The organism is Hyphomicrobium sp. (genome assembly GCF_019753045.1).
In the GTDB taxonomy this organism is placed as follows: domain Bacteria; phylum Pseudomonadota; class Alphaproteobacteria; order Rhizobiales; family Hyphomicrobiaceae; genus Hyphomicrobium_B.
Genome location: NZ_JAIELN010000026.1, coordinates 1 through 26,756, shown reverse-complemented (window position 1 = coordinate 26,756; position 26,756 = coordinate 1). Strand labels below are relative to the sequence as shown.

The window sequence follows — 26,756 nt, the reverse complement described above, 5'->3', positions numbered from 1 at the left end:
CTCCGATCCATCAGCGAGAGGCGCTAGTCCTCTACGACTTTCCAGCCTTCGGGATGGGGCAGTTTTTTCCGCTTCGTCTCGGCTTCGTCGCGCGTTGTGAAGCGGATGGCCAGGGACCGCGGGACGAACACGTCGCCGTTGCCGAGATAGGTGTGCTGTCCTGTGGCGCGGAATACGTCGTGCCGCTGCTCTTCCAGTAAATATGCCATTGGCCGAAATCTCGCGTTCGTCCCGGTGAGCCCGGAAAGAGTGACCGCAACTTTCGGCAAAAACTAGCCCCGAGATAGGGGCCGGGAGAGCCATCTCGGGGCTAGTTGCGAGTTCAGCCTTTAGCCGTTCTGGGAAGCGTGTGGCTTAGCTCTAGTCCCGACACTATTATATACTAAAAAAGTAATCAATTCCGGAAACGGACGTGCTGGTTGCTTTTTGCGCGGCGAGTTGACCCGGGGTGTGGGCAGGATCTGGCGCAGGCCGGGGCTTCGCATCAATTCAGCCAAAACTTATCCCCGGTTCATCATCGGGTGTTAGATTTGGCCTTTCGACCGGCAATGTCCGGGTTTTGACAAGGATTTGGACGCTTGGACGGTCAGGAATTCAAGGAGACGGCAGGGCGGGTTCTGAGTGCGATCTGGCGCGGGTCGGTCATTGCGCTCTGGACCATGCGCGAGCTTCTGAGGACTTTCTGGTCGATCGTGCGCGGGCCTTTGATCGCCGCCCTCAATGTCGCTGCGGCGCTAATCATCCTCTTCGAGGAATGGGGATGGCGGCCGCTTTCCGAGCTTATCGGCCGGCTCGCGAAATTCGCGCCGATCGCGGCGATGGAGCGGTTCATCGCGGGGCTGCCACCCTATGCGGCGCTGGTCGCGCTGGCGCTGCCGACATCCCTGCTGCTGCCGCTGAAGTTCGTCGCCGTGTGGCTGCTCGCCAACGGTCATTTCGCGACGGCGACGCTGTTGTTCATCGGCGCGAAACTGGCGTCGACGGCCATCCTCGCCCGCATCTTCATTCTGACGAAGCCGTCGCTCATGCAGATCGGCTGGTTCGCCCGTGGCTTCAATTGGCTGATGCCGTGGAAGGACGCGCTTTTCGCGCAAATACGGGCGTCGTGGGTCTGGCGGTATGGGCGCATCGTCAAGGCGCGGGTCGTGGCGAATGTCCAACAGGCCTGGAAGCGGATCCGCCCGCGCGCTTCAAATCTATGGCGGCGATTGACCGGACGTGAGTTGCCGTTTGCCGGAAAGCCACCCGCGGAGCGTGATCTTTCGATAAAATGATTCGAGGCTGCCCGAGGTGGAGCGCAGCTCAAGATAAGTATCCTCGTTTTCGCCATTCCTGTCCGGACAACAACAATGGCAAATGGGCAACAGAGCATAACCCGCGAATGCAGCGCCCATAGCATTTTCTAATGTTGATGGGAGTGGTCAAGTATATTCTTCTGAATTGGCGTTGAGCCCGAGGCAGGGCGCGAGGGGGCGACGTTTGTGAGCGGCTGTTTGGATCGCCGGCACGGGCCTTTTGAGGGCATACAATGAGATTGAGAGTTTCTCCCGGCCTATTGCCTGTTTTGGCGTTGGGCACGCTGACGGCGGCGGCCGGGGGCATGACTAGCGGGGTCAGGGCGGAAGATGCTGCCAATACTGGCGTTCCGGAAGACTCGTTCGCTGCTGGCTGGAATGATCCGGTGCGCGTGGCATTCGCGAAGCGCGGCATCAATTACGGCGTCAATTGGATCGGCGAATACTGGAACGTCGCGTCGGGCGGCAACTCGCAGGGCTCGAACTTCGACGGCCGTTTCGATGTCCACACCGACATCGATCTCGGAAAGCTCGTGGGCTGGAAGGGTGCGGTCATCCACGCCAACGCTTTCTACATCCACGGCATCGGTGCTTCGACCGAGCGCGTCGGCAACATCTTCGAAGTCAGCAATATCGAAGGCTACGAGACGTTCCGCCTGGACGAGCTGTGGTTGGAGCAGTCGCTGCTGGAGGACAAGGTGAAGGTGAAGGTCGGTTCGATTGCCGCCGATAAGGAATTCTTCATCAGCGATACGGGCTCTCAGTTCATCAACGGCACGTTCGGTTGGCCCGGCATCACGGCTGCGGATCAGGCGGCGGGCGGACCTGGGTATCCGCTGGCGTCGCTCGGCGTGCGCTTGCAGTATCAGCCGAACGATAACCTCAACATTCTGGCCGCCGTCTTCAACGGCAGCCCGGCCAATCCTTTTTCCGACAACCCGCAAAAGGACAACAATTACGGGGTGGAATTCCGTCTCCAGGACGCGCCGTTGCTGATGGTCGAAGCGCAGTACAAGTATGATGCCGGCTTGCCCGGCACCTTCAGGCTCGGCGGCTGGAAGCAATTCAATCACTACGCGCCGGAGTTCCTCGATCCGACTGTTCTCGACACCAGTTACGGAATCTACGGCATCATCGACCAGCAGATCTGGAAGGGCGCGGACGATAAGGCGATCAACGCGTTCGTGCGGGTATCGGGCAGCCCCGACAAGCAGAACCTGATCGATAACTATTTCGATACCGGCGTTGTCTTCATGGGGTTCGTGCCGGGACGCAAGGAAGACTCGTTCGGCGCTGCGTTCGGCTATGGCCACATCTCGAACAAGCTCAGCCAGGCGCAGGCAGATACGGATAGTGACTTCAATTCGGACGTGATCTCGAATTACCAATCCGTGCTCGAGCTCAACTATCTCGCGAAGATCCGTCCTGGCTTCGCTATCTCGCCTGACTTTCAATACCTCTGGAACCCCGGCGCCCGCGTCGGCAGCAATGCCGACGATCTGAAGCAGATCCCCAATGCCGCCGTTGTCGGCGTCAGGACCATTCTGAACTACTGAGCCTGCTTCCTTTCCTCAGCTTGGTTTCGGGCTTTCAAATCGCGATCTGACGAAGGCCTCCTAGCGCCGCCCCGATGGGTGCGCTAGGAGGCCTTTTCATGAGCGCAGAGCCAAATCACACAAAGCCGATTTTGATCGCGGGGCCGACGGCGAGCGGCAAGTCCGCGCTCGCGATGGCGATTGCCAAACAGACCGGCGGCGAGATCATCAATGCCGACAGCATGCAGGTCTATCGGGAGCTGCGCGTTCTCTCGGCACGGCCAAAAGAGGAAGAAGAGGCTCGCGTTCCGCATGCGCTCTACGGGTTCGTGCCGGCGGGCGAAGCCTATTCCGCGGGGCGCTTCGTCCGCGATGCGGCAACCGCCATCGCGACGGCTCGAAGTGCGGGCCGGCGTCCGGTCATCGTCGGAGGCACGGGGCTTTATTTCAAGGCCCTGATCGAGGGGCTTTCGCCCATACCCGACATCGCCGCCGACGTTCGCGAATATTGGCGTAGGGCGGGCGAGGAGCGCGGCGCCGAAGCTTTGCACGACGAGCTTCTGCGGGTCGATCCGGCGATGGCGGCGCGCCTGGCTCCGACCGATACGCAACGGATCGTGCGCGCGCTCGAGGTGATCCAATCGACCGGACGGTCGCTCGCCGAGTGGCAAACATTGCGGGGTGAGCCGGTGGTCGATGAAGCTGAGACGGTTCGCTTCGCGGTTTCCGGCGATCGAGCCGAACTGCATGCGCGGGCCGATGCCCGTTTTGACCGGATGATGCGGGAAGGGGCGCTTGACGAGGTGCGGGCATTGTCAGCTCTACAACTCGATCCAGATCTTCCGGCGATGCGGGCCATCGGCGTCCGGCCGCTTTTGCGGCTCGTTGCGGGTGAGATCGGCGAGGATGAGGCTCGCGAGCTGGCAAAGGCGGAGACCCGGCAGTACATCAAACGCCAGGAAACTTGGCTTAAGAGAAATATGATTACTTGGAAGCCTGTCGCAACGAAAGAAACAACAAGTTTGATGCGAGATATTTTCGCATTTATTCAACGTTAGCGTTGACCAATTAGGCTCGGACCCCTACTTTCCCCCGACCTTTGAAACCGCCTGCAGGCTTTTGCCGGCGAAGGAGTTATTCATGGCACGCACGATGTCCGGCGCCGAAATCGTTTTGCAGGCTCTGTCCGATCAGGGCGTCGAGCTGATCTTCGGGTATCCGGGCGGCGCGGTCCTTCCGATCTACGACGAGATCTTCAAGCAGGAGAAGATCCGCCACATCCTCGTTCGTCAGGAAGGCGGGGCGTTGCACGCGGCGGAAGGATATGCGCGCTCGACGGGCAAGGTCGGCGTCTGCCTCGTGACCTCGGGACCGGGCGCGACGAATGCCGTGACGGGCCTGACGGACGCCTTGATGGATTCCATTCCGCTCGTGTGCATCACGGGCCAGGTCGCGACGCATCTGATCGGCAATGATGCCTTCCAGGAATGCGATACCGTCGGCATTACGCGGCCGTGCACCAAGCACAACACGCTCGTCAAAAGCGTCAACGACCTCGCGCGGATCCTGCATGAGGCGTTCTACATCGCGCGGACGGGGCGTCCTGGTCCCGTCGTCGTCGACATTCCGAAAGACGTGCAGTTTGCGCTCGGCAACTACGTCGGTCCGTCGAATATTCAGCATAAGACCTACCGGCCGAAGCTGAAGCCGGAACAGACCGCTGTGCGCGAAGCCGTGGATCTCATCGCGAGCGCCAAGAAGCCGGTGTTCTATACCGGCGGCGGCATCATCAACTCGGGTCCGAAGGCGAGCCAGCTGCTGCGCGAGTTCGTGCGGCTGACGGGCTATCCGATCACGTCGACGCTGATGGGCCTCGGCGCGTATCCCGCATCCGACAAGCAGTGGCTCGGCATGCTCGGTATGCACGGGACGTACGAAGCCAATCTCGCGATGCACGATTGCGACGTGATGATCAACATCGGCGCCCGCTTCGATGACCGCATCACTGGCCGCGTCGACGCGTTCTCGCCGGGATCGAAGAAGATCCACGTCGATATCGATCCTTCGTCGATCAACAAGAATATCGTGGTCGATGTGCCGATCATCGGCGATTGCGCGTACGTTCTCGAAGACATGCTGCGGATCTGGAAGGCTAAAGCGCCGGCCCTCGACAAGGCTGCGCATAAGGCCTGGTGGAAGCAGATCGATAGCTGGCGCGCAAAAAAATCGCTTGCGTATAAGAACTCCAAAGACATCATCATGCCGCAGTACGCGTGTCAGCGTCTGCAGGAGCTGACGAAGAATCGCGATACGTTCTTCACGACCGAGGTCGGCCAGCATCAGATGTGGGCGGCGCAATTCCTCCAGTTCGAGGAGCCCAACCACTGGATGACGTCCGGAGGGCTAGGCACGATGGGATATGGATTGCCTGCTGCGATCGGCGTGCAGCTTGCGCATCCCCGGTCGCTCGTCATCGATGTCGCCGGCGATGCGTCGATCCTGATGAATATTCAGGAGTGCTCAACAGCAGTACAATATCGCCTGCCGATCAAAGTTTTCATCATGAACAACGAGTACATGGGCATGGTGCGCCAGTGGCAGCAGCTCTTGCACGGCAACCGGTTGTCTGAGAGCTATACCGAGGCGCTTCCGGATTTCGTGAAGCTGGCCGAGGCCTATGGCTGGACGGGCATGCGTTGCGAGCATCCCGCCGATCTCGACGATGCGATTAAAGAGATGATCAATACGGAAGGCCCGGTTATCTTCGATTGCCGTGTCGCCAAGCTCGCGAACTGCTTCCCGATGATCCCATCGGGCAAGGGCCACAACGAGATGCTGCTCGGCGAGAACATTACCGACGAAGAAGTCGAGCGGGCTATCGACGATGCAGGAAAGGTACTCGTGTGAGAAGCGGGGGCTCTGGCTTCGGGATTGGTAGCATCGTGGCCGCCATTTGCATGGCGACCCTTGTTGCCATGCCCCAGGCGTCGGCTGCCAAGGAAACTTGGGACCACGCCGCCAACATCAAGGACGCCGCAAAGCGCCTTGCCGAACTGCATCGCCGCGAAGGTTCTCAGGGCGTGTTGAAGTTCCTCGACGCCTGCTACCGGACGCAAACGCTCGCCAGCAATTATTCGGCGGGCCTCGAGTCGTGCATGGCGCAGGACTACATGCACAGCCAAGTGCTGGCGCAGATCTATGCGCGCATTCCGCAAGCCGAGCGCGTCCGCATGGGCACGCCGGCGCCGGAAGACATCGCGCGTGGCATGGGGCAGCGGTTCGTCGCGACCTTCAAGCAGTACAATATTTCGGTCAAAGAAGCCGAGAACTTCAAGAAGATGGTCGATAAGAACGGCATGCCGATCTTCCTGAAGTCCATCTTTCCTCCCGCGAAGCCGGGCGAAGCCGGCTCCGCTGCCGATCCCGGCAAGGCGAGCGACCGTTAGCGAAATGCTGAAGCTCGTCATTGCCAACAAGCTTTACTCGTCGTGGTCGCTTAGGCCGTGGCTTGTGCTATCGGCTTTCAACGTCCCGTTCGAGGAAGTCATCATTCCTTTGCGGACGCCCGAGAGCCGCAGCCTCGTGCTCGAATATTCGCCCTCGGGTAAAGTGCCGGCGCTGGTCGACGGCGACGTATCGGTTTGGGAAAGTCTCGCCATCATCGAATATCTGGCGGAGAAGTTTCCCGAGCTTGCGATCTGGCCGCGCGATACCAAAGCCCGGGCGCACGCACGCGCGATCTCGAACGAAATGCACGCGGGCTTTCAGGCGGTCCGGCAGGCTTGCCCGATGCATCTCGGCGCTCGTTTTGCGACGCCGCCGTTAACCGAACCGCTGCAGGCGTGCATCGATCGGATCGAAGATATCTGGTCGGAAGCGCGCAATCGCTTTGCGGGCAGCCAGCCTTTTCTCTACGGTGCGTTCTCGGCGGCCGATGCGATGTATGCGCCCGTCGTGACGCGCTTCGACACCTATCAAATTCCCGTGCGCGAGGCGACGCGAGCCTATATGGACGCCGTTCTCGCGCATCCCGCTTTCGAAGTGTGGCGGGCGGCAGCGCTGGTCGAGCCGTGGCGCATTGCGGAATATTCGGCTGGCCACACGCCGGTCGAAAGCTTCATCTGACCCAACTTTTCACCCGACACCCAAGAGACCGACGATGTCCGACCTAACGAAGCAAATGCCGCCGCCGAGCGTTCTCAGATCGCAGGAGATCGTATCGCGTACGCTGTCGGTCGTCGTCGATAACGAGCCGGGCGTCCTGGCGCGGGTCATCGGCCTTTTTGCGGGCCGCGGCTACAACATCGACTCGCTGACCGTGACCGAGGTCGAGCACGAGAAGCGCTTGTCGCGCATTACCGTGATCACGAGCGGCACGCCGGCGGTGCTGCAGCAGATCAAGCATCAGCTCGAGCGGCTTGTTCCGGTGCATCGCGTCCGCGATCTGACGGAAGAGGGCGGTTCGATCGAGCGCGAACTCGCGCTCGTGAAGGTCGCGGGCAAGGGCGACAAGCGCATCGAAGCTTTGCGGCTTGCCGAGATCTTCCGCTCCAAAGTCGTCGATACGTCGATCGAGCATTTCGTTTTTGAAGTGACGGGCAAGCCGTCGAAGATCGAGACGTTCATTCAGCTGATGTCGGAACTCGGGCTCGTCGAAGTTTCGCGTACCGGCATTGCGGCTATCGGCCGGGGCGCCGTCGCCTGATCTTCGCGGTCAATCGCGCGACATGGCACGTGATGGCTTAGTCCAAGAGGGGGCACGCGGTTTGCCGCGCTGTCGCAGCATTTGTCTCAGCAGCTCATTCTGTCGCTCGTGACGTTTGCATTCGTCTCGGCGATGACGCCTGGGCCGAACAACACGATGCTGCTGACGTCGGGCGTCAACTTCGGCTTCAGGCGAACGCGTCCGCATGTCTGGGGTGTGGTGATCGGATTTACGATCATGATCCTGGCCGTCGCGCTTGGAGTCGGGCGCGTATTCCTATTATTTCCAGCGCTTTTTTCGACGTTGCGGGTCGTGAGCATCGGGTATCTGCTGTGGCTCGCGTGGCGCATCGCGACGGCCGGCACGAGCAACCCGATCGTCACGACGGAAGCGCGGCCGATGACATTTTTCGAGGCGGCGCTCTTTCAGTGGGTCAATCCGAAGGGGTGGATGGTGGCGTTGAGCGTTGCCGCCAACTTCGTTTCGCCGGACAGCCTTTGGTTCGATGCCGCGGTGCTGACGGCAACCTTTCTGGCCGTTTCGCTGATGTCGGCCACGGCGTGGGCGTTCTTCGGCACGTCGCTTCGGCCGCTTCTTGCGGATGAGCGATCGATGCGGATTTTCAACGTGGCGATGGCCGTTGCGCTCGTTGCGTCGCTGTGGCCGCTCGTCCACGAAATGATTTGAGAGATTGACGCCGCGCGTCAGCTCTTCTTGGCAAGCCGGGCGTTCTCGTGTGCCAACGCCTCGGCCGATTCCGAGAAAGTGTTACCGTCATCTTTCAGTCCAAAATTCTGCTTGTCGAGCCCTTTGAAGCCGGACGAACCGTCGGACGTCGCGTAGAGCGGCATCGCGCTCGGCGGCTGGCTGAACGTGATCAAAAATGCCTGGAGTTTCGGCTTGTAATTGCCGTCGACGCCCTTTGCGCAGCGGTCCGGACCCTCGGCAGCGGCGCAAGCGGAGAGCGAGTTGTAGGACGGGGCGCGGCTCTGATGCAGTGCAACCGCCTTATCGATCACCTGTCCGCACTCATCGATGGTGAGCTTCTGGCGCCCGGCGCAATCTCCGGAGGAAATGAAGATCCCCGTTTCGGCCTTTGCCTTCGGAGCGGCCGGCGCCGCGCTGTTGCCGCAACCGGCAAGTGCAAAGGCTGCAGACAAAATTCCGAATAATGCGATCGTTCGCATGGGGTGGGTCCGAATTGGGCGTCAGATATCCTAAATCTGCGCTTTTCCCAGTTAGGGTTCGGTTAATTGTTGCAAGGGGCGACAAGAAAAAGGGGCGGAGAAATATTCGTGCTAGGGCAGTCGGTAGCACCCCGGCCCGTTGAATCCTTATCCCGATCTCTGTAGGTTCCGCCCAGATTTCAGGGCGCCCGGCTCAAAGCTGATCCGGGCCCCCTTGCTTTCAACCCAGCCCGACTGTCGATATCGACCGGGGAACCCGAGAGGCCGCCCATGCGCGTCTATTACGATCGTGATGCCGACATCAACCTTATCAAATCAAAAAAAGTAGCGGTCGTCGGCTATGGCAGTCAGGGCCATGCGCACGCGCTGAACCTCAAGGATTCGGGCGTCAAGGACATCGTCATTGCGCTGCGTAAGGGTTCGGCTTCGGCACAGAAGGCCGAGGGCGCCGGTCTCAAGGTCATGGAAGTTGCGGACGCGGCCAAGTGGGCCGACGTGATCATGATGCTGACGCCGGACGAATTGCAGGCCGACATCTACAAAGAGCAGCTCGAGCCGAACATGAAGAAGGGCGCAGCGCTTCTTTTCGCGCATGGCCTCAACGTGCATTTCAACCTGATCGAGCCGCGTGCTGATCTCGATGTCGGCATGGTCGCTCCGAAGGGCCCCGGCCACACGGTGCGCGGCGAATATCAGAAGGGCGGTGGCGTGCCGTGCCTGATCGCTGTCCATCAGGACAAGAGCGGCAACGCGCACGATCTCTTCCTTTCTTATGCGTCGGCAATCGGCGGCGGCCGTTCGGGCGTGATCGAGACGACGTTCCGCGAAGAATGCGAGACAGATCTCTTCGGCGAACAGGCCGTGCTTTGCGGCGGTCTCGTCGAGATGATTCGCGCAGGCTTCGAGACGCTGGTCGAAGCGGGCTATGCGCCGGAGATGGCGTATTTCGAATGCCTGCACGAAGTGAAGTTGATCGTCGACCTCATCTACGAGGGTGGCATCGCCAACATGAACTACTCGATCTCGAACACGGCCGAGTACGGTGAGTACAAGACGGGTCCGAGAATCATCACGCCGGAGACGAAGGCGGAGATGAAGCGCGTGCTCGCCGACATTCAGACCGGCCGCTTCACGCGCGACTGGATGCTCGAGTGCAAGGCGGGGCAGCCGAACTTCAAGGCGACGCGCCGCTTGAACGATAGCCATCAGATCGAGGAAGTCGGCGCGAAGCTGCGCGCAATGATGCCCTGGATCTCGAAGAACAAGCTGGTCGATAAGGGCAAGAACTAAGAGCGCCGGCGGCTGACGGGCGGGTTTCCCACAGCGGGAACCGCCCGCACTACTGCGCTTTGGGGAGGGTTAACGTGCGGCAGCGCGGGCGGTCTACGTCAAATCCAGCCAACTGACCTTTCGGACAATCGACCGGGACTAACGCGGGCGGCAGAGGAGCGGGGACCTCTGCCGCCCGTTTCCGATTCTGCCGCTTGCACGGCTTCTTCGGATTTAAAGGGGCTCTGACGCAGCGCGGCCGCTGCGTGAGCCCGATGGTGTTTCCATCGGGCGGCAGGTGATCCATCATCACACCTCGCCGCAATGTAACCTGGTGCAACACCAGGATGCTGAAACCGGCTAAGAGGTGCTGGGAGATCTTGACTGTCGCCCCCCAGCGACGCTGTCGTGAGTGTCATATGCGTGCCGAATCTTGGCCGCGTCATGACGAAACTTGGCTGAACCCAAGGCTAGAACGTTTTTGTGCAATTGGAATTCACATCGATAAATGCCGAACATATTTGTGCTTCGAGCATTTGAAAGGGAGCTTAAATTGCGCGGGCGAGTTCTAGTCAAACGGAGACTTATTTGTGACTCGCGCGCTTGCGCGTCTCGTTTCGCGGTGGCGCTTACGTGATTGCGCGCGCGATGCCGAATGCCGGCTTTCCTTTCGCCAACGGCGTCAAATCCGTTGCAGATTGCTCGTTAAAACTCTCAGGCGAAGCTTGGCCTTTTGCGCAAGAGCATTCAGCCGAGATCGATGCGCATTGGCAGGCGGCGACGGACAAGAACCCTGCGTACTTCAACGGCATCGTGCATCTCATTGACAGTGTACGGTTCGTCGACGAAGTGCTTTACGCAACGCTGACGCGCACGGAATTCAAAAGTTATCTCTACTGGCGCATGCACGGTTTTCCCGAAGCCGGTGTTCTCGACGGATTTGGATCGGCGCTCATCCGGTCATTGGACGGCGAGTATCTGCTTGGCCAACAGATGCCCGGCAACGTGAACTACGGGTTCGCGTGTCTGCCTTCGGGTTTCATCGACGAACGCGATGTGCTTCCGGACGGCACGATCGACATCACACGGAGCATCGAGCGGGAGATCGCGGAAGAGCTCGGCGACGTCGCGAAGCTCGTTCAAAAGGAGAAGGGCTTCGTCGTCACGCGGTCTGACACGCAGATGTCATTCGCTGTTCGCTTTTATGCGCCCATGCCGACGGCCGAGGTTGTGCGCCTTGTCGAGGCACACAACGCGACGTGTGACAATCCCGAGCTGCAAACGATCATTCCAGTCGCAAATTGCGACGACCTCAAGCGTCTCAATATGCTGCCTTCGACCCGGGCGACGATGGAGGCGCTTTTCGCCGCGCGCCGAGGGCCTTCGGTGCATTGAAAAAGGGCTTGGCTGCGGCTGAGCCATGCCGCATGGTTCCGCCCGCTCGCGTTGATGCTCAAGGCTATACTCGCGCGCGGCAAGCTCACTAAGGGTATTCGCGCAGTTCGCGCGGCGGGCAGACGAAGCAGCGGGGAGTACGGCGCACGATGGCGCTCACGTATCATGTCCTGGACGTTTTCACCGAACGGCCTTTCGGCGGCAATCCGCTCGCGGTCGTGCTCGGCGCCGACCGGCTCAGCGCCGCCGAGATGCAAACGATTGCCCGGGAGTTCAATCTCTCCGAGACGGTCTTCGTATTGGCGACGACGACGCCAGGGCATACGGCGCGTATCCGCATTTTCACGCCGAGCCGGGAATTACCGTTCGCAGGGCATCCGACGATCGGGACAGCGGTGCTGCTGGCTGAGCTCCGCGCGCTGCTCGGGAATGGCGAGAGCGATGCGATCATCGCGCTCGAGGAAGAGATCGGCAGCCTTCGGGTCGGCGTGCGCATGCGCGCGGGCGGGGCGTCGTTCGGAGAGTTCGATGCGCCGAAGCTCAGCTGCGTTCCGGAAATCATGTCGGAGCCGGAGCAGATCGCGGCGGCCGTGGGTCTCATTCCCAATGAGATCACCTTCGAAAATCACAAGCCGACGCTCGTCAGAAGTGCGCCATCGTTCGCGTTCGTGCCGGTGTCGAACCTCGAAGCCATGGCGAAGGTGAGGATTGCGCCCCAGCACTGGGCGCGGGCGTTCACCGATCGCGGCGTCAGTGGGGTCTATCTCTACACGCGCCAGTGCGTGCGCGGGCAATCGGCGTTTCATGCGCGGATGTTCGCGCCGGATCTTGGCGTCGTCGAAGATCCGGCGACGGGGGCGGCCGCGGCCAGCTTCGCCTATGTCATCCAGGAATTCGATGGTCTGACCGACGGCGTGCACAAGCGCGGCATCGAGCAGGGCTTCGAAATGGGGCGCCCGAGCGCGATCTCACTGACGATGACGGTCGCGCGCGGGAAGCTCGAAGGCGTGCGCATCGGCGGCTACGCCGTGCGCGTCGCCGAGGGCACACTCCAGATCTGATCGCTTATTTGCGCGTCGCCATCGGCAACATGCGCAGAAGCGTGTTGTCTTTGAACAGGTAGTGATGTGCGAGCGCTGCAATTGCGTGCAGGCCGATCACGTAATAGAGCGCGTTGCCGATGAACTCGTGGACCTCTTTGAGGGTGCTCGCGAGATCTTTGTTTTCTCCGATGATGAAGGGGAGCTCCAACCCGAAAAAGGGTGCCGGGCGGCCGGCGGCGTTCGACATCAGCCAGCCGAGCAGCGGCATCGCGATCATCGCAGCATAGAGGGCAGCATGGGCGCTGTGCGAGATCGCGGTCTGCCACGCCGGGGGCACGGGAATGATCGACGGCGCCGCGGTGCGGCTCCGGATAAAGATGCGGACGACGACTAGGAGGAGGATCGATAGCCCCAACGATTTGTGTGCCAGCATCAGCAGGTCGCGCGTCGGGCTGCCCTTGGGGTAGAACTCGTGCAGCTCGACGGCGGCGAGAATTCCGACGAATAGCAGAGCCGTTATCCAGTGGAGCGCGATGAGGGACGGCGGATAGGTGTACGCCCTAGTAGATGGCTCTATGGCTGTGGTCACGCGATCTTCTCCCCCGAATGCTATTCGATTTGGCGGCTAGTCCTCTTCTGAACGGGTTTTAGGTCCGTTATCCGTTGGGGCACCATGAAAATTGCCGCAGACCACCGGTTTTTGCCGGGGCTAAGGGGCGCGGCGGTCGAACGGCTTGATTTTAGGGAGCCAGATCGGCTATTCAGCCCGGACTGAATTGTTCGGCCGGATCGTTCGGCCAATTCGCTGGATTGTTTGCCTTCATGGCGCGCGCGACGGACATTGCTGCTGATTTTATGTTTGATTCCGGCGCGTTGGCGCACGGCTGCACGATCGCGCCTCATCTCCTGCTTTCGGCTCTTCTCCTTAGCGGCCCCTGGGCCGCATGACACCCGGCCGTCGCCGGGTTTGTGCTCAGGGGTTGAGACGGTCACCAATCGAGCTCGATAGCGATCGCGGCAGACCCAAGGGTCGCCCGGCAAAGGATGAAAAGCGATGACTTCCCCGACCAAAGCCGCGCCTAAGCGCGACGAAGACAAGATTATCATTTTTGATACAACCTTGCGCGACGGCGAGCAGTGCCCCGGCGCTACGATGACGTTCGAGGAGAAGCTGCAGGTCGCTGAGCTTCTCGACGCGATGGGCGTCGACGTTATCGAGGCAGGTTTTCCGATCGCGTCCGAAGGCGACTTCGAGGCGGTGACCGAGATCGCCAAGCTCGCCAAGCAGTCGGTCATCTGCGGCCTTGCCCGCGCGAACTTCAACGACATCGACCGGGCGGGCGAAGCGATCAAGCCTGCAAAGCGCGGCCGCATTCATACGTTCATCGGGACCTCGCCGCTCCATCGCCAGCATCAGCTGCAGCTCACTCAGGAGCAGGTGCACGAGCGTGTCGTCGCGTCGGTGACGCGGGCGCGCGGCTACACCGACGACGTCGAGTGGAGCGCCATGGATGCGACGCGCACCGAGCATGATTATCTCTGCCGGGTCGTCGAAGCGGCGATCAGGGCCGGCGCCACGACGATCAACATTCCCGATACGGTCGGCTACGCGTTGCCGGAAGAGTATTTCGACCTCATCACGATGCTGAAGACGCGCGTTCCCGGCATGGACAAGGTCGTCATCTCGACCCATTGCCACGACGATCTGGGTCTTGCCGCCGCCAACTCGCTCGCGGGCGTCCGCGCCGGCGCACGGCAGATCGAATGCACGATCAACGGTCTCGGCGAGCGCGCAGGCAATGCCGCGCTGGAAGAGATCGTCATGGCTGTCCGTACGCGCCACGATCTCATGCCGTACAGCACGGGCATCAAGTCCGAGATGCTGGCGCGTGCTTCGAAGCTCGTTTCGGCGGTGACGAATTTCCCGGTCCAGTACAACAAGGCGATCGTCGGCCGGAACGCTTTCGCGCACGAGAGCGGCATCCATCAGGACGGCGTTTTGAAGAACACCGAGACCTACGAGATCATGACGCCGGAGTCCGTCGGCGTCGGAAAATCGTCGCTGGTCATGGGCAAGCACTCCGGGCGGGCGGCGTTCAAGTCGAAGCTGAAAGAACTCGGCTATACACTCGGCGACAATGCGATGGAGGATGCCTTCAATCGCTTCAAGGCGCTCGCCGATCGCAAGAAGCATGTCTACGACGAGGATATCGAAGCCCTTGTCGACGACGGCATGGCGCACATGAACGACCGAGTAAAGGTCACGGCTCTGACCGTTATTGCGGGCACGATGGGGCCGCAATCGGCGACGCTTACGCTCGACATCGACGGGCAGTCGAAAACGGTGCAGAGCGTCGGCAATGGGCCGGTCGATGCAACATTCAATGCGATCAGACAACTCTTCCCGCATAATGCGCGCCTGGACCTTTATCAGGTGCACGCGGTAACGGAGGGGACCGACGCACAAGCCGAGGTGTCGGTGCGTCTCGAGGAGGATGGCCGCGTCGCCACTGGGCGCGCCGCCGATCCAGATACACTCGTTGCGTCCGCCCGGGCTTTTGTCGCTGCGCTTAATAAGCTCGTCGTGAAGCGGCAGAAGACCGCCCAGGCTCAGCAGGCAATTTAGGCGAATTAGCAGATTTTCGCTTAACTTTTAGTCGGGGTAGCGTGCTGCAATGTGCGCTACCCTGCGCCCGTTTGTCTGTATAACAACGGAAGCCGCAGCCAGTTACCATTCGCTCAGAAGCCTTGCTTTGGACAGGCCGGCCATCTTGTATAACGCCTTCCACACCATAAGCTGGGCGGCATTAGATTAGGCCAGGTTCGCGAATGTTCGGTTTAGGCTTCGGCAGCGTACTTCCCGATAACATTGCGATTGATCTCGGCACTGCGAACACGCTTGTTTACGTCGAGGGTCGCGGCGTCATCATCAACGAGCCGTCCGTCGTCGCCATTCGCTCACGGGGTGGCGTTCGCGATGTGCTGGCGGTCGGCGAGAAGGCGAAGCAGATGCTCGGCCGGACGCCCGAAAGCATCGAGACGATAAGGCCGCTGCGCGACGGCGTGATTGCCGATTTCGTCGCGACCGAGGAAATGCTGCGTCAGTTCATCGGGCGTACGAAGTCGCTCATCGAATTCGTTCGCCCGCGGATTTTGATTTGTGTGCCAGCCGGCGCAACGCCTGTGGAGCGGCGTGCCGTCTACGAGACGGCGCTGTCGGCCGGGGCGCGGAAGGTTTTTCTCGTCGAGGAGCCGGTCGCGGCGGCGATCGGGGCCGGGTTGCCGATCGACGAGCCCAAGGGATCGATGGTGGTTGATATCGGCGGCGGGACGACGGACATCGCGGTTCTGTCTCTCGGCGGCGTGGTGCAGGCGCGCTCAATCCGCTGCGGTGGCACGGCGATGGACGAAGCCATTGTCCGTTACGTCAGGCGCAAGCATCAACTGGTGATCGGCGAAGCCAATGCCGAGCGCATCAAGATCGAGGCGGGCTCGGCGTCGCGCATCATCAACGGTGAAACTGCCGAAATTTTCATTCGCGGCCGGGAGATCAGGGAGGGGAAGGCGAAGACGGTCGTTCTCGGACCGCACGATATTGCAGAGGCGCTCGAGGGAACGGTCGAGCAGATCGCCGAATTCATCCAGCACGGAATCGAGGATCTGCCGGCGGAGATTTCGACTGATATTTGCGAGCGTGGCATTCACCTTTCGGGCGGCGGGGCCAAGCTCGCCAAGCTCGACGAGGAGCTGGAACGCAGGATCGGCGTCAAGGTTCATTTACCCGAGCTGCCGGAGCAATGCGTCATTGTGGGGACGGCTGCGATATTGCGCTCGCTCAAGGAACGCGAGCATCTTTTGATCAGGCCTTGACCTGCGCCAATGCAGGTCGAGAGCAGCGGATAAATTGTTATGGCCCGGCTGAAGGACGACAACCTTTTTCTGCGGCGCGGCGATAGCGTGACGGCGGGAAAGCGCGCGCGGCCCGTGCTGCTGCTTCTTGTGTTCGTCGGCGCTGGCCTGATGTTGCTCAGCCGGCTCGATCACGGGATGATCGGCGATGTCCGCTGGCGGGCCGCATCCTGGCTGACGCCAGTTCTGCAAGGCGTGATGATACCTGCCGCGCCCGTTCGCGAAATCGGACGAACGATATCGACGCAGGTCGATCTTGGAAACGAACTCGCGCGGCTCGCCCGAGAAAATCAAAAGCTCGAGAGCTGGAAGTGGCGGGCGCACCAACTCGAAGCGAAGGTTGCCGAGCTCGAAGCATTGGCGAAGGTTGTCCCCGAGCAGAAACTCGATTTTGTAACGAGCCGCGTCATCGCGGAGTCGAGCGGCGCGTTCGTGCGCAGCGTGACGATCGATGCGGGGCGAGGGCGGAACGTCAAAGAGGGTTATCCCGTCATCAATGCCGATGGGCTCGTAGGACGTATCGTCGACGCCAGCCAGAACGTTTCACGTGTGCTTCTTGCGACTGATCTCAACAGTCGCATTCCAGTTCAAATCGGCCCAAATGCCGTCCGCGGAATTCTTGCCGGAGACAACGGTCCGCGTCCGAAGATCATCTACGTTCCAGACGGCGCCAACATTGCCGTAGGCGACGATGTTGCGACGTCGGGCACGGGCGGTTTGTTTCCCGCCGGTCTTCGCCTCGGAACGGTCGCGGGAAGTCTCTCGGACCCGCGCGTCCAATTGCGTGCCGACGTCGACCGCTTGGATTACGTGAGCGTGCTTTTCTACGCCGATCCGTTCCGCGACCTCACCGACGATCTTGCGAACCGCAAGACGGCAGGGGAAGCCAACAACGTCGCTTCGCCGGTTTTTGCTCCGATCGGGAAACCAAAATGATGTGGCTTCGCTTTCTGATGCCGGTCATTTCCGTCGTGGTGCTGACGCTCGCGGCCGTGCTGCCGTGGGGACTGGCGGCTGAAGACCGTTTCGTGCTGCCGCTCTTGCCCGTCATCGCGATTTACCGGTGGACACTCGACGCGGACGCGTGGTTGCCGGAGTGGGTGGTCTTTCTCGCCGGTTTGACGCTTGATGTTTTGACCCAAGGTCCTCTCGGGTATTGGGCGCTCGTTTATCTCTTCGCCTATGCGGTCGCGCTTTTTGCCTCACGTGTGAGGATCGATACTGTGTTCGGCAGAATGGCCCTTCTCGCCGGTGCGATCGGGCTGGTGACCGCCTTCGCCTGGCTATTGGCCTCCCTCTATTTTCTGCAGATGCTGAACTGGGCGCCCTATGCGAGGAGCGCGATCGTCGCGATGTTCGCAGCAATTTTGGTTGTTCCGGTGCTCGACATTCTCCGATCCGTATCCAAGCCGCCGCGAGGCATACGTCTCACTCGAGGCAGCGGATGACGGACACCTCCGATGGGGATCGCCGGCAACTCGATCAATTCACGCGGCGAAGCCTGCTGCTTGGCGGCGTGCAAGCGGCGGGCTTGGGCCTTGTCGGCTGGAGGCTGTTCGATCTGCAGGTGATGGGCGCTCATCGCTATGGGCCGCTCGCGGAGAATAACCGTCTCAATCTGCAGGTCGTGGCGCCGAAGCGCGGGCGCATTCTCGATCGCTCGGGACGCGTGCTGGCCGATAACGAACAAGTTTTTCGCGTTACCATCACGCCCGCACTCGCAAAGAACGTTGGTGGCGTTCTCAGGCGCGTCAGCCGTATTCTGCCGCTTACGGACGATGAAATCGCGAAGATCGTCGCGCGGACGCGGAAGCAGGGGCGGAATGTCCCGACGACCGTCGCATCGGATTTGAGTTTCGAACAGGTGGCGCACCTCAATCTCGCCGCGCCGAGCCTTCCCGGCATCAACACCGAATTCGCGTTGCGCCGCCGCTATCTCGGCGGATCCTCGCTCTGTCATGTCGTGGGTTTTGTCGGAAGCGTCGAGCGGTTCACGATCGACGATGATGCCGTCGCGAGGCTGCCGGAAATGCGCATCGGCAAAAGCGGCGCTGAATTGGGGTTCGATGGCGATCTCCGCGGCACGGGCGGGACGCAGAAAGTCGAAGTCGATGCGCGCGGGCGCGTCGTCCGCAATCTCGAGACGGTCGATCCGGTTGCGGGCCGCGATGTTACGCTGACGATCGATTCCGAACTGCAACAGCTCGTAGGTGAGAGGCTGCAAAGCGGAGGCACTGCGGCGGCTGCCGTGCTGCTCGATATTCAAACGGGCGGGATCGTCGTCATGGCTTCGGCTCCGGGGTTCGACCCGGGAGCCATTGCGGGTGGAATAACGACGGCCGACTGGCAGAAGCTCGCGCAATCGGAAGACAAGCCGCTTCTCAATCGTGCTGTCGCCGGCCAGTACGCGCCCGGTTCAACCTTCGTCGTCGTGACGGCGCTCGCCGCGCTTGAAGCCGGTGTTCTATCGCCGGGCGAACGCATCGTCTGCGATGGGGAATATGAATATCGCGGAGACGTGTACCGCTGCTCGAAGCGGGAAGGGCATGGAAGTCTCTCTCTTCATGAAGCGATCAGTTCGTCTTGCGAGGTGTTTTTCTGCGAAGTGGCTGCGCGTTTGGGCATCGCTCGGCTCTCGGCCGCGGCGCGCGCGCTGGGTCTTGGATCGACATGGAACTTCGGGCTTAGCGAGGAGAAGTCCGGCCTTGTTCCGGATCCCGATTGGAAGCGGGGAAATCTCAACGCGGCGTGGCTCGGGGGCGAGACGCTGCTGACCGGCATCGGACAAGGCTACCTGCAGGCGACGCCGTTGCAGCTTGCCGTGATGGCGGCGCGGCTTGCCTCCGGACGGCGCGTCGTTCCCGTGCTCGAGAAGCGCGACGGCATATCTGGCTTTGTGCCACTTGGCTTCAGTGAGGTGCATATCGACGCCGTTCGGCAGGGCATGGCCGCCGCCGTCAACGACCAGGGCGGGAGTGCGGAGGAGGCCAAGCTCGGCGCCGGCAGGCCGGTTGTTGCGGGCAAAGCCGGGGCATCGAAGATTTTCATCGGCTATGAACCGGCGGAGACGCCGCGATATGCCATCGCAACCGTCGTCGAGCGCAGCAACGCGTCAGCGGCTCTTCTTGCGCGCGATATTCTGAACTTCGCCGTCGATCGCGCGGATCATGCCGGCGGCAAGACCCCGCAAGGCGGCGGTGTTTCTCCTACTGGTGACGACACCGGGAAGGCCGGATGATGGACGCGTTGTTTTCCGCTTGGAGCACGAGCAGGCCGCTTCGCCTCAGCGACAAGCTGTGGCGCATTCACTGGCCTGTGCTTCTGACGGTGTGCCTGCTCGCGGGTATAGGAACGGCGACGCTTTATTCCGTTTCCGGCGGCTCGTTTCAGCCGTGGGCGGAGCGGCATACGCTACGCTTTCTCGTCATGCTTGGCATTGTCGTCGCCATGGCGACCGTTCGCCTCGATGTGTGGATGAAGCTTGCGTATCCGGCTTATCTCGCGGCGCTCGTAATGTTGGCGCTCGTGCCGTTTGTCGGCTCGGAGGCGCTCGGTGCGAAGCGATGGATCGACGTTGGTCCTATTTCGTTCCAGCCGTCGGAGCTTATGAAGCTCGCCCTCGTCGCGGCGCTCGCGCGATTCTATTTTCAGCTTCCGCTCGAAAAAATCGGGAAACCTCAGTACGTCCTGGCGCCGCTTTTGTTGATCGGGGTGCCGGTGTTTCTGACGATGCAGCAGCCCGATCTCGGTTCGGCTTGCCTGTTCGTCGCGCTCGGATTGGCGCTGATGTTTCTCGCGGGCGTACCGCTTCGCTATTTCGCGCTCGGCGGGCTGATCGCCATTGCGTCTCTGCCGGTGATCTGGTCGGGAATGCACGACTACCAGAAGCGGCGCGTCGAAGTTTTCATCAATCCCGGCATGGACCCGCTGGGTTCGGGCTATCACATCACGCAATCGAAGATCGCGCTCGGCGCAGGAGGGGTCGCGGGCAAGGGCTTCATGCAGGGCACGCAGAGCCAGCTCGACTTCGTGCCCGAGAAACATACCGATTTCATCGCGAGCATCATCGGCGAAGAGTGGGGCTTCAAGGGGATGCTGTTCTTGATCGCGATTTACGGACTGCTCATTCTGATGATGATGATCATGGCGCAGCGGTGCGAGAACCGTTTCGCGCGCCTCGCCATTGCCGGGTCGGCGACGACATTTTTCCTCTACGTGTTCTTTAATCTTGCCATGGTCACCGGGCTCGTCCCGGTCGTCGGCATACCGCTCCCGCTGGTCTCGTACGGCGGGACATCGATGACGACGCTGATGATCGGTCTCGGATTGGCGATGTCGGCCTATGTCCATGGGCGGGCCGGCGGGCGCTGAGCGCGGCGGCCCAGCCGATGGAGTGCCTCGGAAGCCCGCAAAATCGGCGTTTATTTCAAAGGGCTGTTATAGTTTGGGGAGGGGGGTGGACAGAGCCTTCGGCCGATGCTATTCGCTCCTCCGAAGGGGCCCGCATTCGGGCCCCTTCGCCGTCCTTCGGAGCTTCGGCTCCTTTCGTCAGGCCGGTCATTGGTACGGGTGATTAGCTCAGTTGGTAGAGCAGCTGACTCTTAATCAGCGGGTCCACGGTTCGAGCCCGTGATCACCCACCAAGCACATGAAAAACAAGAATATATCTGCGGTCAGTTTTACGTTTTTAGCTGACTATTCATTGGACGCGCTGAAGCGCGTCGGGGTGTAAAAGTGCAAATGGCGCATCGGAGTTGAGACAATGTCCGCGTCAGTGCCTCTAGTCGATAACCCTGCCGCAACGCGTCAGCTTCCTTAATCCGGCGGTCTCGACCACATACTGGTTCTCGTCTTTGAGACCGACCACAACGTCATTCACTTCAACGTGGGTTGACGGCTCAAGGCAAATGATCATGCCTTCCTCGAGCGCGTCATCATAATCCATGAGTTCGGGAGTGAAGATCGACGGATACTCAACGAGGCGCGCGCCGATGCCATGCCCCATGCTGTAGGGCGTCTCGGGCAATCCCTTTTTCTTCAGGGCTGCGTTGATCGTCTCTCTGATCGCCGAGCATCGAATGCCGGGTCTTAGCTCCGCAGCGGTGCTATCCAGAACTTCAGACAGATCCGTGTACGCCTTCCGCACTGATCGATGTGGTTCGCCAACGAAACCAACCCGGCAGAAGTCGCTGCAGTAGCCACCAACGCCATAGCACCCCATGTCCATGAAGAAAGTCTGCCCTTTCCACAAACGCTCACCACGGGCAAACCAGCCTCCCTCGGAGGGGCTAGATTGGGCGACAATAACAGCGTGCGAAAGCTGCTCCGCACCGCATCGATAAACGGCATCAACTGTCACTGCGATGACGTCGATATCTCGCATCCCCTCGCGGACACCGTTGATGCCTGCAGACATTCCCACTGAAGCGGCTTCACACGCGGCTTCGACGAGTTTGATTTCCTCCGGCAACTTGATCTTTCGCAGCTGCAGTAGTGGACGCAGTATCGGCACGAATTCGACATCTGGCAGCTGCTGACGCAGCCCATCCATGATCTCGAAGTGCATGCCCTCTACACCAACGCGCTTGGCGTTCTGGGCTCGAAGCGCCTCGACCGCTAGGCGAACAAAGACGGTAGGATGGGCCCAATGCGACGTCCAGGATGGACCCGCAATGCGGCGCCTGAGCCAAGGCATACTCGCGAACGGACGCTCCTCTGTGGAGCCGCCATCATTCGTAATGAGACTCACTTCGCCCGACGTTTCGACGATGGCGCAGAACCAATCGTAGTTGGAATCATGCGTGTAGTTGGTTCGAATGTCCGTCGCCCAACGGATATTGTCGAATCCACAAAGCATTGCGTGATCGAGCTTCTCCCGCTTCATGAAATCTGCAAACAGCGAGCGACGCTTTGCAACAAACGCGTCCCAATCGATCTGGGGCCAATCAAACATTCCCACGCCTTCTAAGATGTTCTGCCGAATGCGGTTCGACTCGGACGATCGTCCGCAACGGGCCATGCGAGAACCTCTGCGGCTCTAGCTGCCATGAGGTCAATATTTATCACACAATGTTTTTATAGTCGACATATATCCTATAGTCTACTATACGAAAACGACGGACTGGGGTGGCCGCTCGACGCCACAAGGAAGGGTTCCAATGATCAGATTTGCGCGCGCTGAGTACGAAGCTCGCTGGCAGAAAGTATATGCCGAAATGGAGCGCCTCGGCTTCGAAGCTGCGGTGATCTGGCAACGGAGCGGCGGCGGATACGACAGGGCCGGTCATGTGCTGTGGTTGACGGACCATGCCACCCAGGCCTCGGGTCAGGAGCCGAACTTCGGCTGGGCGTTCGGCACGTCCTTCGCCGCCATACTGATGCGTCCCGGTCATGAGCCGGAGCTGCATACGGTTGAAGCGCTAGAAAGCATCGCACCTGGTTCAATCGCGGTTGGTGAGAAATTCCAGCACGAGCACCTCACCGTCGGGGTCGCGCGGAGGGTGAGGGAGTTAGGGCTGACGGATCGGATTTGCTATGTCGGTGACGATGTGCTGCCTGCCGATGCCTACCGGGCGATGATTGATGCGGCCCCCGAAATCAACTGGACGCCATGCGATCACCTTCTCAACCGGCCACAACTTATCAAGTCTCCGGCTGAGCTCGACGCGTATCGCGAGGCGGGCGCGGTGGCCAGCCGCGCGCTAACCGCAATGATGGAGGCGCTGATCGCGGGTGAGCCCGAGAACGAGGCGGCAGCGCGCGCCGCGGCTATTATCGTGCGCGCGGGGGGGGGATTTCATCGCCTCGCCATCAATCACGGGTGTCAGTCCGTCAAGCAGATGTGGAGTGATCCGTTCTACGGTTTCAGTAGGACACGTCCCGAGAAGGGCGACCTCGTGCGCGGCTGGGTCTATGGGCCGATCATGCATGGCTACTGGATTGATCCCGGCCGGACAGCCGTTTGCGGCAACAAACCGACCGTAGCGCAAAGGCGTGTCACGGAGGATTGCGCTATGGTCGTCGAAGCGGTTCGAGACATGACCAAACCAGGCATTACGGCTCGGGAGCTGGGGAGGTTCGGCGATAAGCTTGCGCAGAAAGCCGGCTTCTTCGACAGCGAGCAAGGCTTAGCCATGTGGCCCATTTACGGGCATGGGACGGGCACGTTCTGGCAATATCCAGTCCCGGTCTTCGAGAAAGAGGCCGATACGCAGGATCCAGAAATCCAACTTGTCGACACGCCTTACCAGCCGGGTATGGTCGTCTCTTCGGAGTTCTTCCTGACCGATCCCGAAGCCGGGTCCGCGGCGTTTGAGCAGAACTTCATCGTGACCGAGACCGGTCACGAACTGCTGACGACGACGCCCATGATATGGTGGTAGCCATAATCCCAGACATCGTCATCCTGAACGGCCGCCTGATCACCTTCGACGACGCGCGTCCCACAGCGTCTGCCCTTGCCGTGAGCGGCGGGCAGATTGCTGCCGTCGGCGACACTCGGGAAATTCGAGATCTTGCCGGGCCCGGCACCCGCGTGATCGATGCCGGCGGGGCAACCGTGCTGCCGGGATTCATTGACAGTCATGTGCATCTTTTCTGTGGTTCTGCCGAGCTAGACTACCTCGATCTCTATGGGGTGCTGGGTCTCGGGGATCTGACCGAGAAAGTCCGCGGATATTCAGATCAATGCCGCGACGACAAGGTGGTTTTCGCCGTCCGGGCCGACTATGCGATCCTGGGGCCTGGACGGAAAACGACACGCCATGATCTCGACAGCGTCCTGCCGGAGCGTCCCTTCGCGATGTTCGCGGCAGACCACCACACCGTGTGGGCCAACACAAAAGCGCTTGAGCTGGCGGGCATCCTTCATGGCGGCGATGTCGATCGCGGGTCGGAAATCGTCATGGCCGCCGACGGCACCGCCAGTGGTGAGCTGCGCGAACCCGGTGCCTATTCGTATGTCCTTCGCTTGACCCGCTACGGCGGTCGCGATCTGCAAGGTGTTTTAACAGGCGCCGATCCCACGCCGCCTGTTGCGCCGGCCGATCGCGCGCTCGACCGCGAACTGATGGCTAAGGGGCTGAAGCATTGCGCGAGGTACGGAATTACCGGCCTGCACAACATGGACGGCAATTTCTACACACTGGAACTGTTACGTGAACTTGAGCAGTCGGGCGATCTTCTCTGCCGGATGGAGGTTCCGTTCCACCTAAAAGAGTTCGATGGCATCGATCGTCTGAATGAAGCCGAGGAAATGCGGCAACGGTTCAACAGCGACCGGCTGTGGTGCAACCGGGTGAAGATGTTCATGGACGGCGTCGTGGAAAGTTCGACCGCCTTGATGCTCGAACCGTATCCCGGGCTCGTCACGACCGGGGACGCCGTATTCGGAGTTGACCATTTCAATGCCGCCTGCGTCATGGCCGATGCAATGGGCTTTCAGATCTCAGTGCATGCGATTGGCAATCTGGCGATCCGCCGCACGCTTGATGGTTACGAGGCCGCGATCAGGGCTAACGGCCGGCGCGACAGCCGGCACAGAATTGAACATATCGAGATTCTCCATCCCGACGATCTGCCCCGGTTCCGTGAACTTGGCGTCGTGGCTTCGATCCAGCCCGGCCATGCGCCATTCGGGGGGATCTTCCCTCCGGACGGGGTCGGCCGGATGCTCCACGCTCACCAAATTCCTCTTGCCTATGCGTGGGAGGACATCCGCGCCAGCGGTGCCAAAGTCATTTTCTCGACCGACTGGCCGATCATTCCAGTCGATGTGATGGCGAACATCAAAGCCGCAGTCTCACCCATCGACATGCCAGAACCCTGGAGGGATCAGCGTCAGACGCTTTTCAATACACTGAAAAGCTATACCGCCGATAACGCCTGGGTGGAGTTCAACGAGGACCGAAAGGGGCGTCTGAAGCCCGGAATGATAGCGGACATCGCTGTCATGTCACATGACCTCGAAGCCCTCGAGCCTCAGGAGTTGGCCAGCTCGCATGCTGTCCTGACTGTCAGCGGCGGCCAGATCACTTGGGAAGCGTGAGGGAAGGCCGGCAACATTCGCAGCCAATGCGATGACACCGGTACTCCGGCATCCCTCCCGCAGACCATCCGCATCGGAGCGAGTGTCTCTGGCGCGGACCTGAGACGGTGGGGCCGGGTCAGCTGACGGCGTCCATTTGCCCTCGCATGAGTGCAATGATTTCCTGCTCCGCCTCGGCGTATCCTTCGAGGCCCAGCACCGTTGCCTTGTCCGCGATCCGCGTGCCGCCCTTGTAGCTCGTCGTCATTTTGTGCAGCAGACGGCCCGGATGCTTCGACATCACGATGATGGTGTCGGAGAGAAATAATGCCTCCTCGAGATCGTGGGTCACCATCACGACGGTGATCTTTGTCGAGTTCATGATCGATATCATGAGCTCCTGCATGGACCAGCGCGTGTCAGCGTCGAGTGCGCCGAAAGGTTCATCCATCAAAAGCACGTCAGGCTCATTGGACAAAGTCCGTGCAATGGCGACGCGTTGCTTCATGCCACCCGATAGCTGGCTGGGATAAACATCCTTGAAGCGGTCCAGCTTGACGAGACGTATGAAATGGTCGGCCCGCTCGCGCCTTTCGGCGGCTCTAACGCCATTGAGCTTCATTCCATATTCGACGTTCTGCTGAACCGTCAGCCACGGGAACGACGTGTAGTCCTGGAACACCATTCCTCGGGCGCGATCCGCACCTTCGATCCTTTGACCATCCAGCGAGACGTATCCGGCGCTTGGCGCCTCCAGGCCCGCAATCATTCGTAACACCGAAGACTTTCCGCAACCCGATGGCCCGAGCAGAGTGCAGAACTCGTTCTCTTGAACATCGAATGAGAGGTCCTGGACCGCAGGGATTGCGCGCTTTCCTCCCTGCCCATAGGTCTTCGACAGGTTCCGTATACTCAACTTGCTGGGTTGGTTGCCGAGTGTCATTTGGCATGCTCCTCGAGGTAGGGAAAGAACCGCCGGTGAGCCAGCCTAAATAGAAGATCGAAAGCCAATCCGAGAAGACCAATCACGACGATTCCAGCCATGATCTCGTCGGTGTGGAGGAAACGGCGCGCCCGCATCATCATTGCGCCGATGCCATCGGTCGAGGCTACGATTTCCGCGACGACGAGATATGTCCAGCTTACCGCAAACATCTGGCGCATAGACGTTACTATCCCCGGCATGGCGGCTGGAACCACGACTGTACGGAGAACCTGAAGCCGCGATCCCCCGAGCGTCAGTGCCGTTTCAATGAGCGCTGCCCTAACTTCGCGCGTCTGGTCCATCACCGTCGTTGTCAGGAACCACACGACACCGATGAACAAGAGAGCGATTTTGGCCCCTTCTCCAGTACCAAACCACATCAGAAGAATGGGAACGAAAGACGGAGCA

The 26,756-nt window shown here is 60.5% G+C and carries 25 protein-coding genes and 1 tRNA gene; 21 read left to right on the top strand and 5 right to left on the bottom strand.

Going from position 1 to position 26,756, the window contains the following annotated elements; genetic code table 11:
- The 9 genes from K2Q04_RS20835 to K2Q04_RS20795 all read left to right on the top strand — a co-directional run.
- A partial coding sequence (locus K2Q04_RS20835; RefSeq protein WP_291167177.1) for a hypothetical protein occupies positions 1 to 200 on the top strand: 200 nt, incomplete at its 5' end.
- Positions 201 to 578: 378 nt separating this feature from the next.
- Positions 579 to 1,274, top strand: coding sequence for a hypothetical protein (locus K2Q04_RS20830; protein WP_291167175.1), 696 nt, complete (start codon positions 579 to 581; stop codon positions 1,272 to 1,274).
- 254 nt (positions 1,275 to 1,528) lie between these two features.
- A complete protein-coding gene (locus K2Q04_RS20825) occupies positions 1,529 to 2,851 on the top strand; it encodes a carbohydrate porin (RefSeq protein WP_291167173.1) in 1,323 nt (440 codons plus the stop codon).
- Between the two features lie 98 nt (positions 2,852 to 2,949).
- The gene (gene miaA / locus K2Q04_RS20820) at positions 2,950 to 3,888 is read left to right on the top strand and encodes a tRNA (adenosine(37)-N6)-dimethylallyltransferase MiaA (RefSeq protein WP_291167172.1); all 939 of its coding nucleotides are present in this window, start codon (positions 2,950 to 2,952) and stop codon (positions 3,886 to 3,888) included.
- An 82-nt stretch (positions 3,889 to 3,970) separates the two neighbouring features.
- Positions 3,971 to 5,737, top strand: a complete 1,767-nt coding sequence (locus K2Q04_RS20815) for an acetolactate synthase 3 large subunit (protein ID WP_291167170.1) — start codon at positions 3,971 to 3,973, stop codon at positions 5,735 to 5,737.
- A 50-nt stretch (positions 5,738 to 5,787) separates the two neighbouring features.
- Positions 5,788 to 6,276, top strand: a complete 489-nt coding sequence (locus tag K2Q04_RS20810; RefSeq protein ID WP_291167168.1) for a hypothetical protein — start codon at positions 5,788 to 5,790, stop codon at positions 6,274 to 6,276.
- A 4-nt stretch (positions 6,277 to 6,280) separates the two neighbouring features.
- Positions 6,281 to 6,955, top strand: coding sequence for a glutathione S-transferase family protein (locus K2Q04_RS20805; protein ID WP_291167166.1), 675 nt, complete (start codon positions 6,281 to 6,283; stop codon positions 6,953 to 6,955).
- A gap of 34 nt (positions 6,956 to 6,989) precedes the next feature.
- Positions 6,990 to 7,535, top strand: a complete 546-nt coding sequence (ilvN, locus tag K2Q04_RS20800; protein WP_291167164.1) for an acetolactate synthase small subunit — start codon at positions 6,990 to 6,992, stop codon at positions 7,533 to 7,535.
- Positions 7,536 to 7,616: 81 nt separating this feature from the next.
- On the top strand, positions 7,617 to 8,222 hold the full coding sequence (locus K2Q04_RS20795) for a LysE family translocator (RefSeq protein ID WP_291167162.1): 606 nt from the start codon (positions 7,617 to 7,619) through the stop codon (positions 8,220 to 8,222).
- 17 nt (positions 8,223 to 8,239) lie between these two features.
- On the opposite strand, the gene K2Q04_RS20790 is transcribed toward K2Q04_RS20795, so the two are convergent.
- Positions 8,240 to 8,722 (bottom strand): DUF1190 domain-containing protein, encoded by a 483-nt coding sequence (locus tag K2Q04_RS20790; protein ID WP_291167160.1) that lies wholly within the window; start codon positions 8,720 to 8,722, stop codon positions 8,240 to 8,242.
- A gap of 270 nt (positions 8,723 to 8,992) precedes the next feature.
- Between K2Q04_RS20790 and ilvC the strand changes: the two genes are divergently transcribed.
- The 3 genes from ilvC (at position 8,993) to K2Q04_RS20775 (ending at position 12,447) form a co-directional block, all read left to right on the top strand.
- Positions 8,993 to 10,012 carry a ketol-acid reductoisomerase gene (ilvC, locus tag K2Q04_RS20785; RefSeq protein ID WP_290989996.1) on the top strand — a complete coding sequence of 340 codons (1,020 nt, stop codon included), beginning with the start codon at positions 8,993 to 8,995 and terminating at the stop codon, positions 10,010 to 10,012.
- 582 nt (positions 10,013 to 10,594) lie between these two features.
- A complete protein-coding gene (locus tag K2Q04_RS20780; RefSeq protein ID WP_291167158.1) occupies positions 10,595 to 11,386 on the top strand; it encodes an NUDIX hydrolase in 792 nt (263 codons plus the stop codon).
- Between the two features lie 149 nt (positions 11,387 to 11,535).
- Entirely contained in the window at positions 11,536 to 12,447 is a 912-nt protein-coding gene (locus tag K2Q04_RS20775) for a PhzF family phenazine biosynthesis protein (protein WP_291167156.1), read from the top strand.
- 4 nt (positions 12,448 to 12,451) lie between these two features.
- Here the strand turns inward: K2Q04_RS20775 and K2Q04_RS20770 are convergent, their stop codons facing one another.
- The gene (locus K2Q04_RS20770) at positions 12,452 to 13,018 is read right to left on the bottom strand and encodes a cytochrome b (protein ID WP_291167154.1); all 567 of its coding nucleotides are present in this window, start codon (positions 13,016 to 13,018) and stop codon (positions 12,452 to 12,454) included.
- A 465-nt stretch (positions 13,019 to 13,483) separates the two neighbouring features.
- On the opposite strand from K2Q04_RS20770, the gene K2Q04_RS20765 reads away from it, so the two are divergent.
- The 7 genes from K2Q04_RS20765 to K2Q04_RS20735 all read left to right on the top strand — a co-directional run bounded on the left by K2Q04_RS20765 (position 13,484) and on the right by K2Q04_RS20735 (position 20,981).
- Entirely contained in the window at positions 13,484 to 15,055 is a 1,572-nt protein-coding gene (locus K2Q04_RS20765) for a 2-isopropylmalate synthase (protein WP_291167152.1), read from the top strand.
- Between the two features lie 203 nt (positions 15,056 to 15,258).
- Complete coding sequence (locus K2Q04_RS20760) at positions 15,259 to 16,299, top strand: rod shape-determining protein (RefSeq protein ID WP_291167150.1); 1,041 nt, start codon at positions 15,259 to 15,261, stop codon at positions 16,297 to 16,299.
- Between the two features lie 39 nt (positions 16,300 to 16,338).
- The gene (gene mreC, locus K2Q04_RS20755) at positions 16,339 to 17,274 is read left to right on the top strand and encodes a rod shape-determining protein MreC (protein ID WP_291167148.1); all 936 of its coding nucleotides are present in this window, start codon (positions 16,339 to 16,341) and stop codon (positions 17,272 to 17,274) included.
- Entirely contained in the window at positions 17,271 to 17,786 is a 516-nt protein-coding gene (gene mreD / locus K2Q04_RS20750; RefSeq protein WP_291167146.1) for a rod shape-determining protein MreD, read from the top strand. The genes mreC and mreD overlap by 4 nt, the downstream gene beginning before the upstream one ends.
- On the top strand, positions 17,783 to 19,576 hold the full coding sequence (gene mrdA, locus K2Q04_RS20745; RefSeq protein ID WP_291167144.1) for a penicillin-binding protein 2: 1,794 nt from the start codon (positions 17,783 to 17,785) through the stop codon (positions 19,574 to 19,576). The genes mreD and mrdA overlap by 4 nt, the downstream gene beginning before the upstream one ends.
- Complete coding sequence (rodA, locus tag K2Q04_RS20740; protein WP_291167142.1) at positions 19,573 to 20,709, top strand: rod shape-determining protein RodA; 1,137 nt, start codon at positions 19,573 to 19,575, stop codon at positions 20,707 to 20,709. Before mrdA ends, rodA begins: the two co-directional genes overlap by 4 nt.
- 196 nt (positions 20,710 to 20,905) lie before the next feature.
- Positions 20,906 to 20,981, top strand: a tRNA-Lys gene (locus tag K2Q04_RS20735).
- 137 nt (positions 20,982 to 21,118) lie between these two features.
- Here the strand turns inward: K2Q04_RS20735 and K2Q04_RS20730 are convergent.
- Complete coding sequence (locus K2Q04_RS20730; protein ID WP_291167140.1) at positions 21,119 to 22,291, bottom strand: Xaa-Pro peptidase family protein; 1,173 nt, start codon at positions 22,289 to 22,291, stop codon at positions 21,119 to 21,121.
- Positions 22,292 to 22,496: 205 nt separating this feature from the next.
- Between K2Q04_RS20730 and K2Q04_RS20725 the strand changes: the two genes are divergently transcribed.
- Both K2Q04_RS20725 and K2Q04_RS20720 read left to right on the top strand, forming a co-directional pair.
- Positions 22,497 to 23,720, top strand: a complete 1,224-nt coding sequence (locus K2Q04_RS20725) for a M24 family metallopeptidase (RefSeq protein ID WP_291167138.1) — start codon at positions 22,497 to 22,499, stop codon at positions 23,718 to 23,720.
- 80 nt (positions 23,721 to 23,800) lie between these two features.
- Positions 23,801 to 25,384: an amidohydrolase gene (locus tag K2Q04_RS20720; protein WP_291167136.1), complete on the top strand. Its 1,584-nt coding sequence runs from the start codon at positions 23,801 to 23,803 to the stop codon at positions 25,382 to 25,384.
- Between the two features lie 118 nt (positions 25,385 to 25,502).
- Here the strand turns inward: K2Q04_RS20720 and K2Q04_RS20715 are convergent, their stop codons facing one another.
- Positions 25,503 to 26,306, bottom strand: coding sequence for an ABC transporter ATP-binding protein (locus K2Q04_RS20715; RefSeq protein ID WP_291167133.1), 804 nt, complete (start codon positions 26,304 to 26,306; stop codon positions 25,503 to 25,505).
- Positions 26,303 to 26,756 (bottom strand): ABC transporter permease (locus tag K2Q04_RS20710; RefSeq protein ID WP_291167131.1); only part of this gene is annotated, 454 nt, incomplete at its 5' end. The genes K2Q04_RS20710 and K2Q04_RS20715, both read right to left, overlap by 4 nt.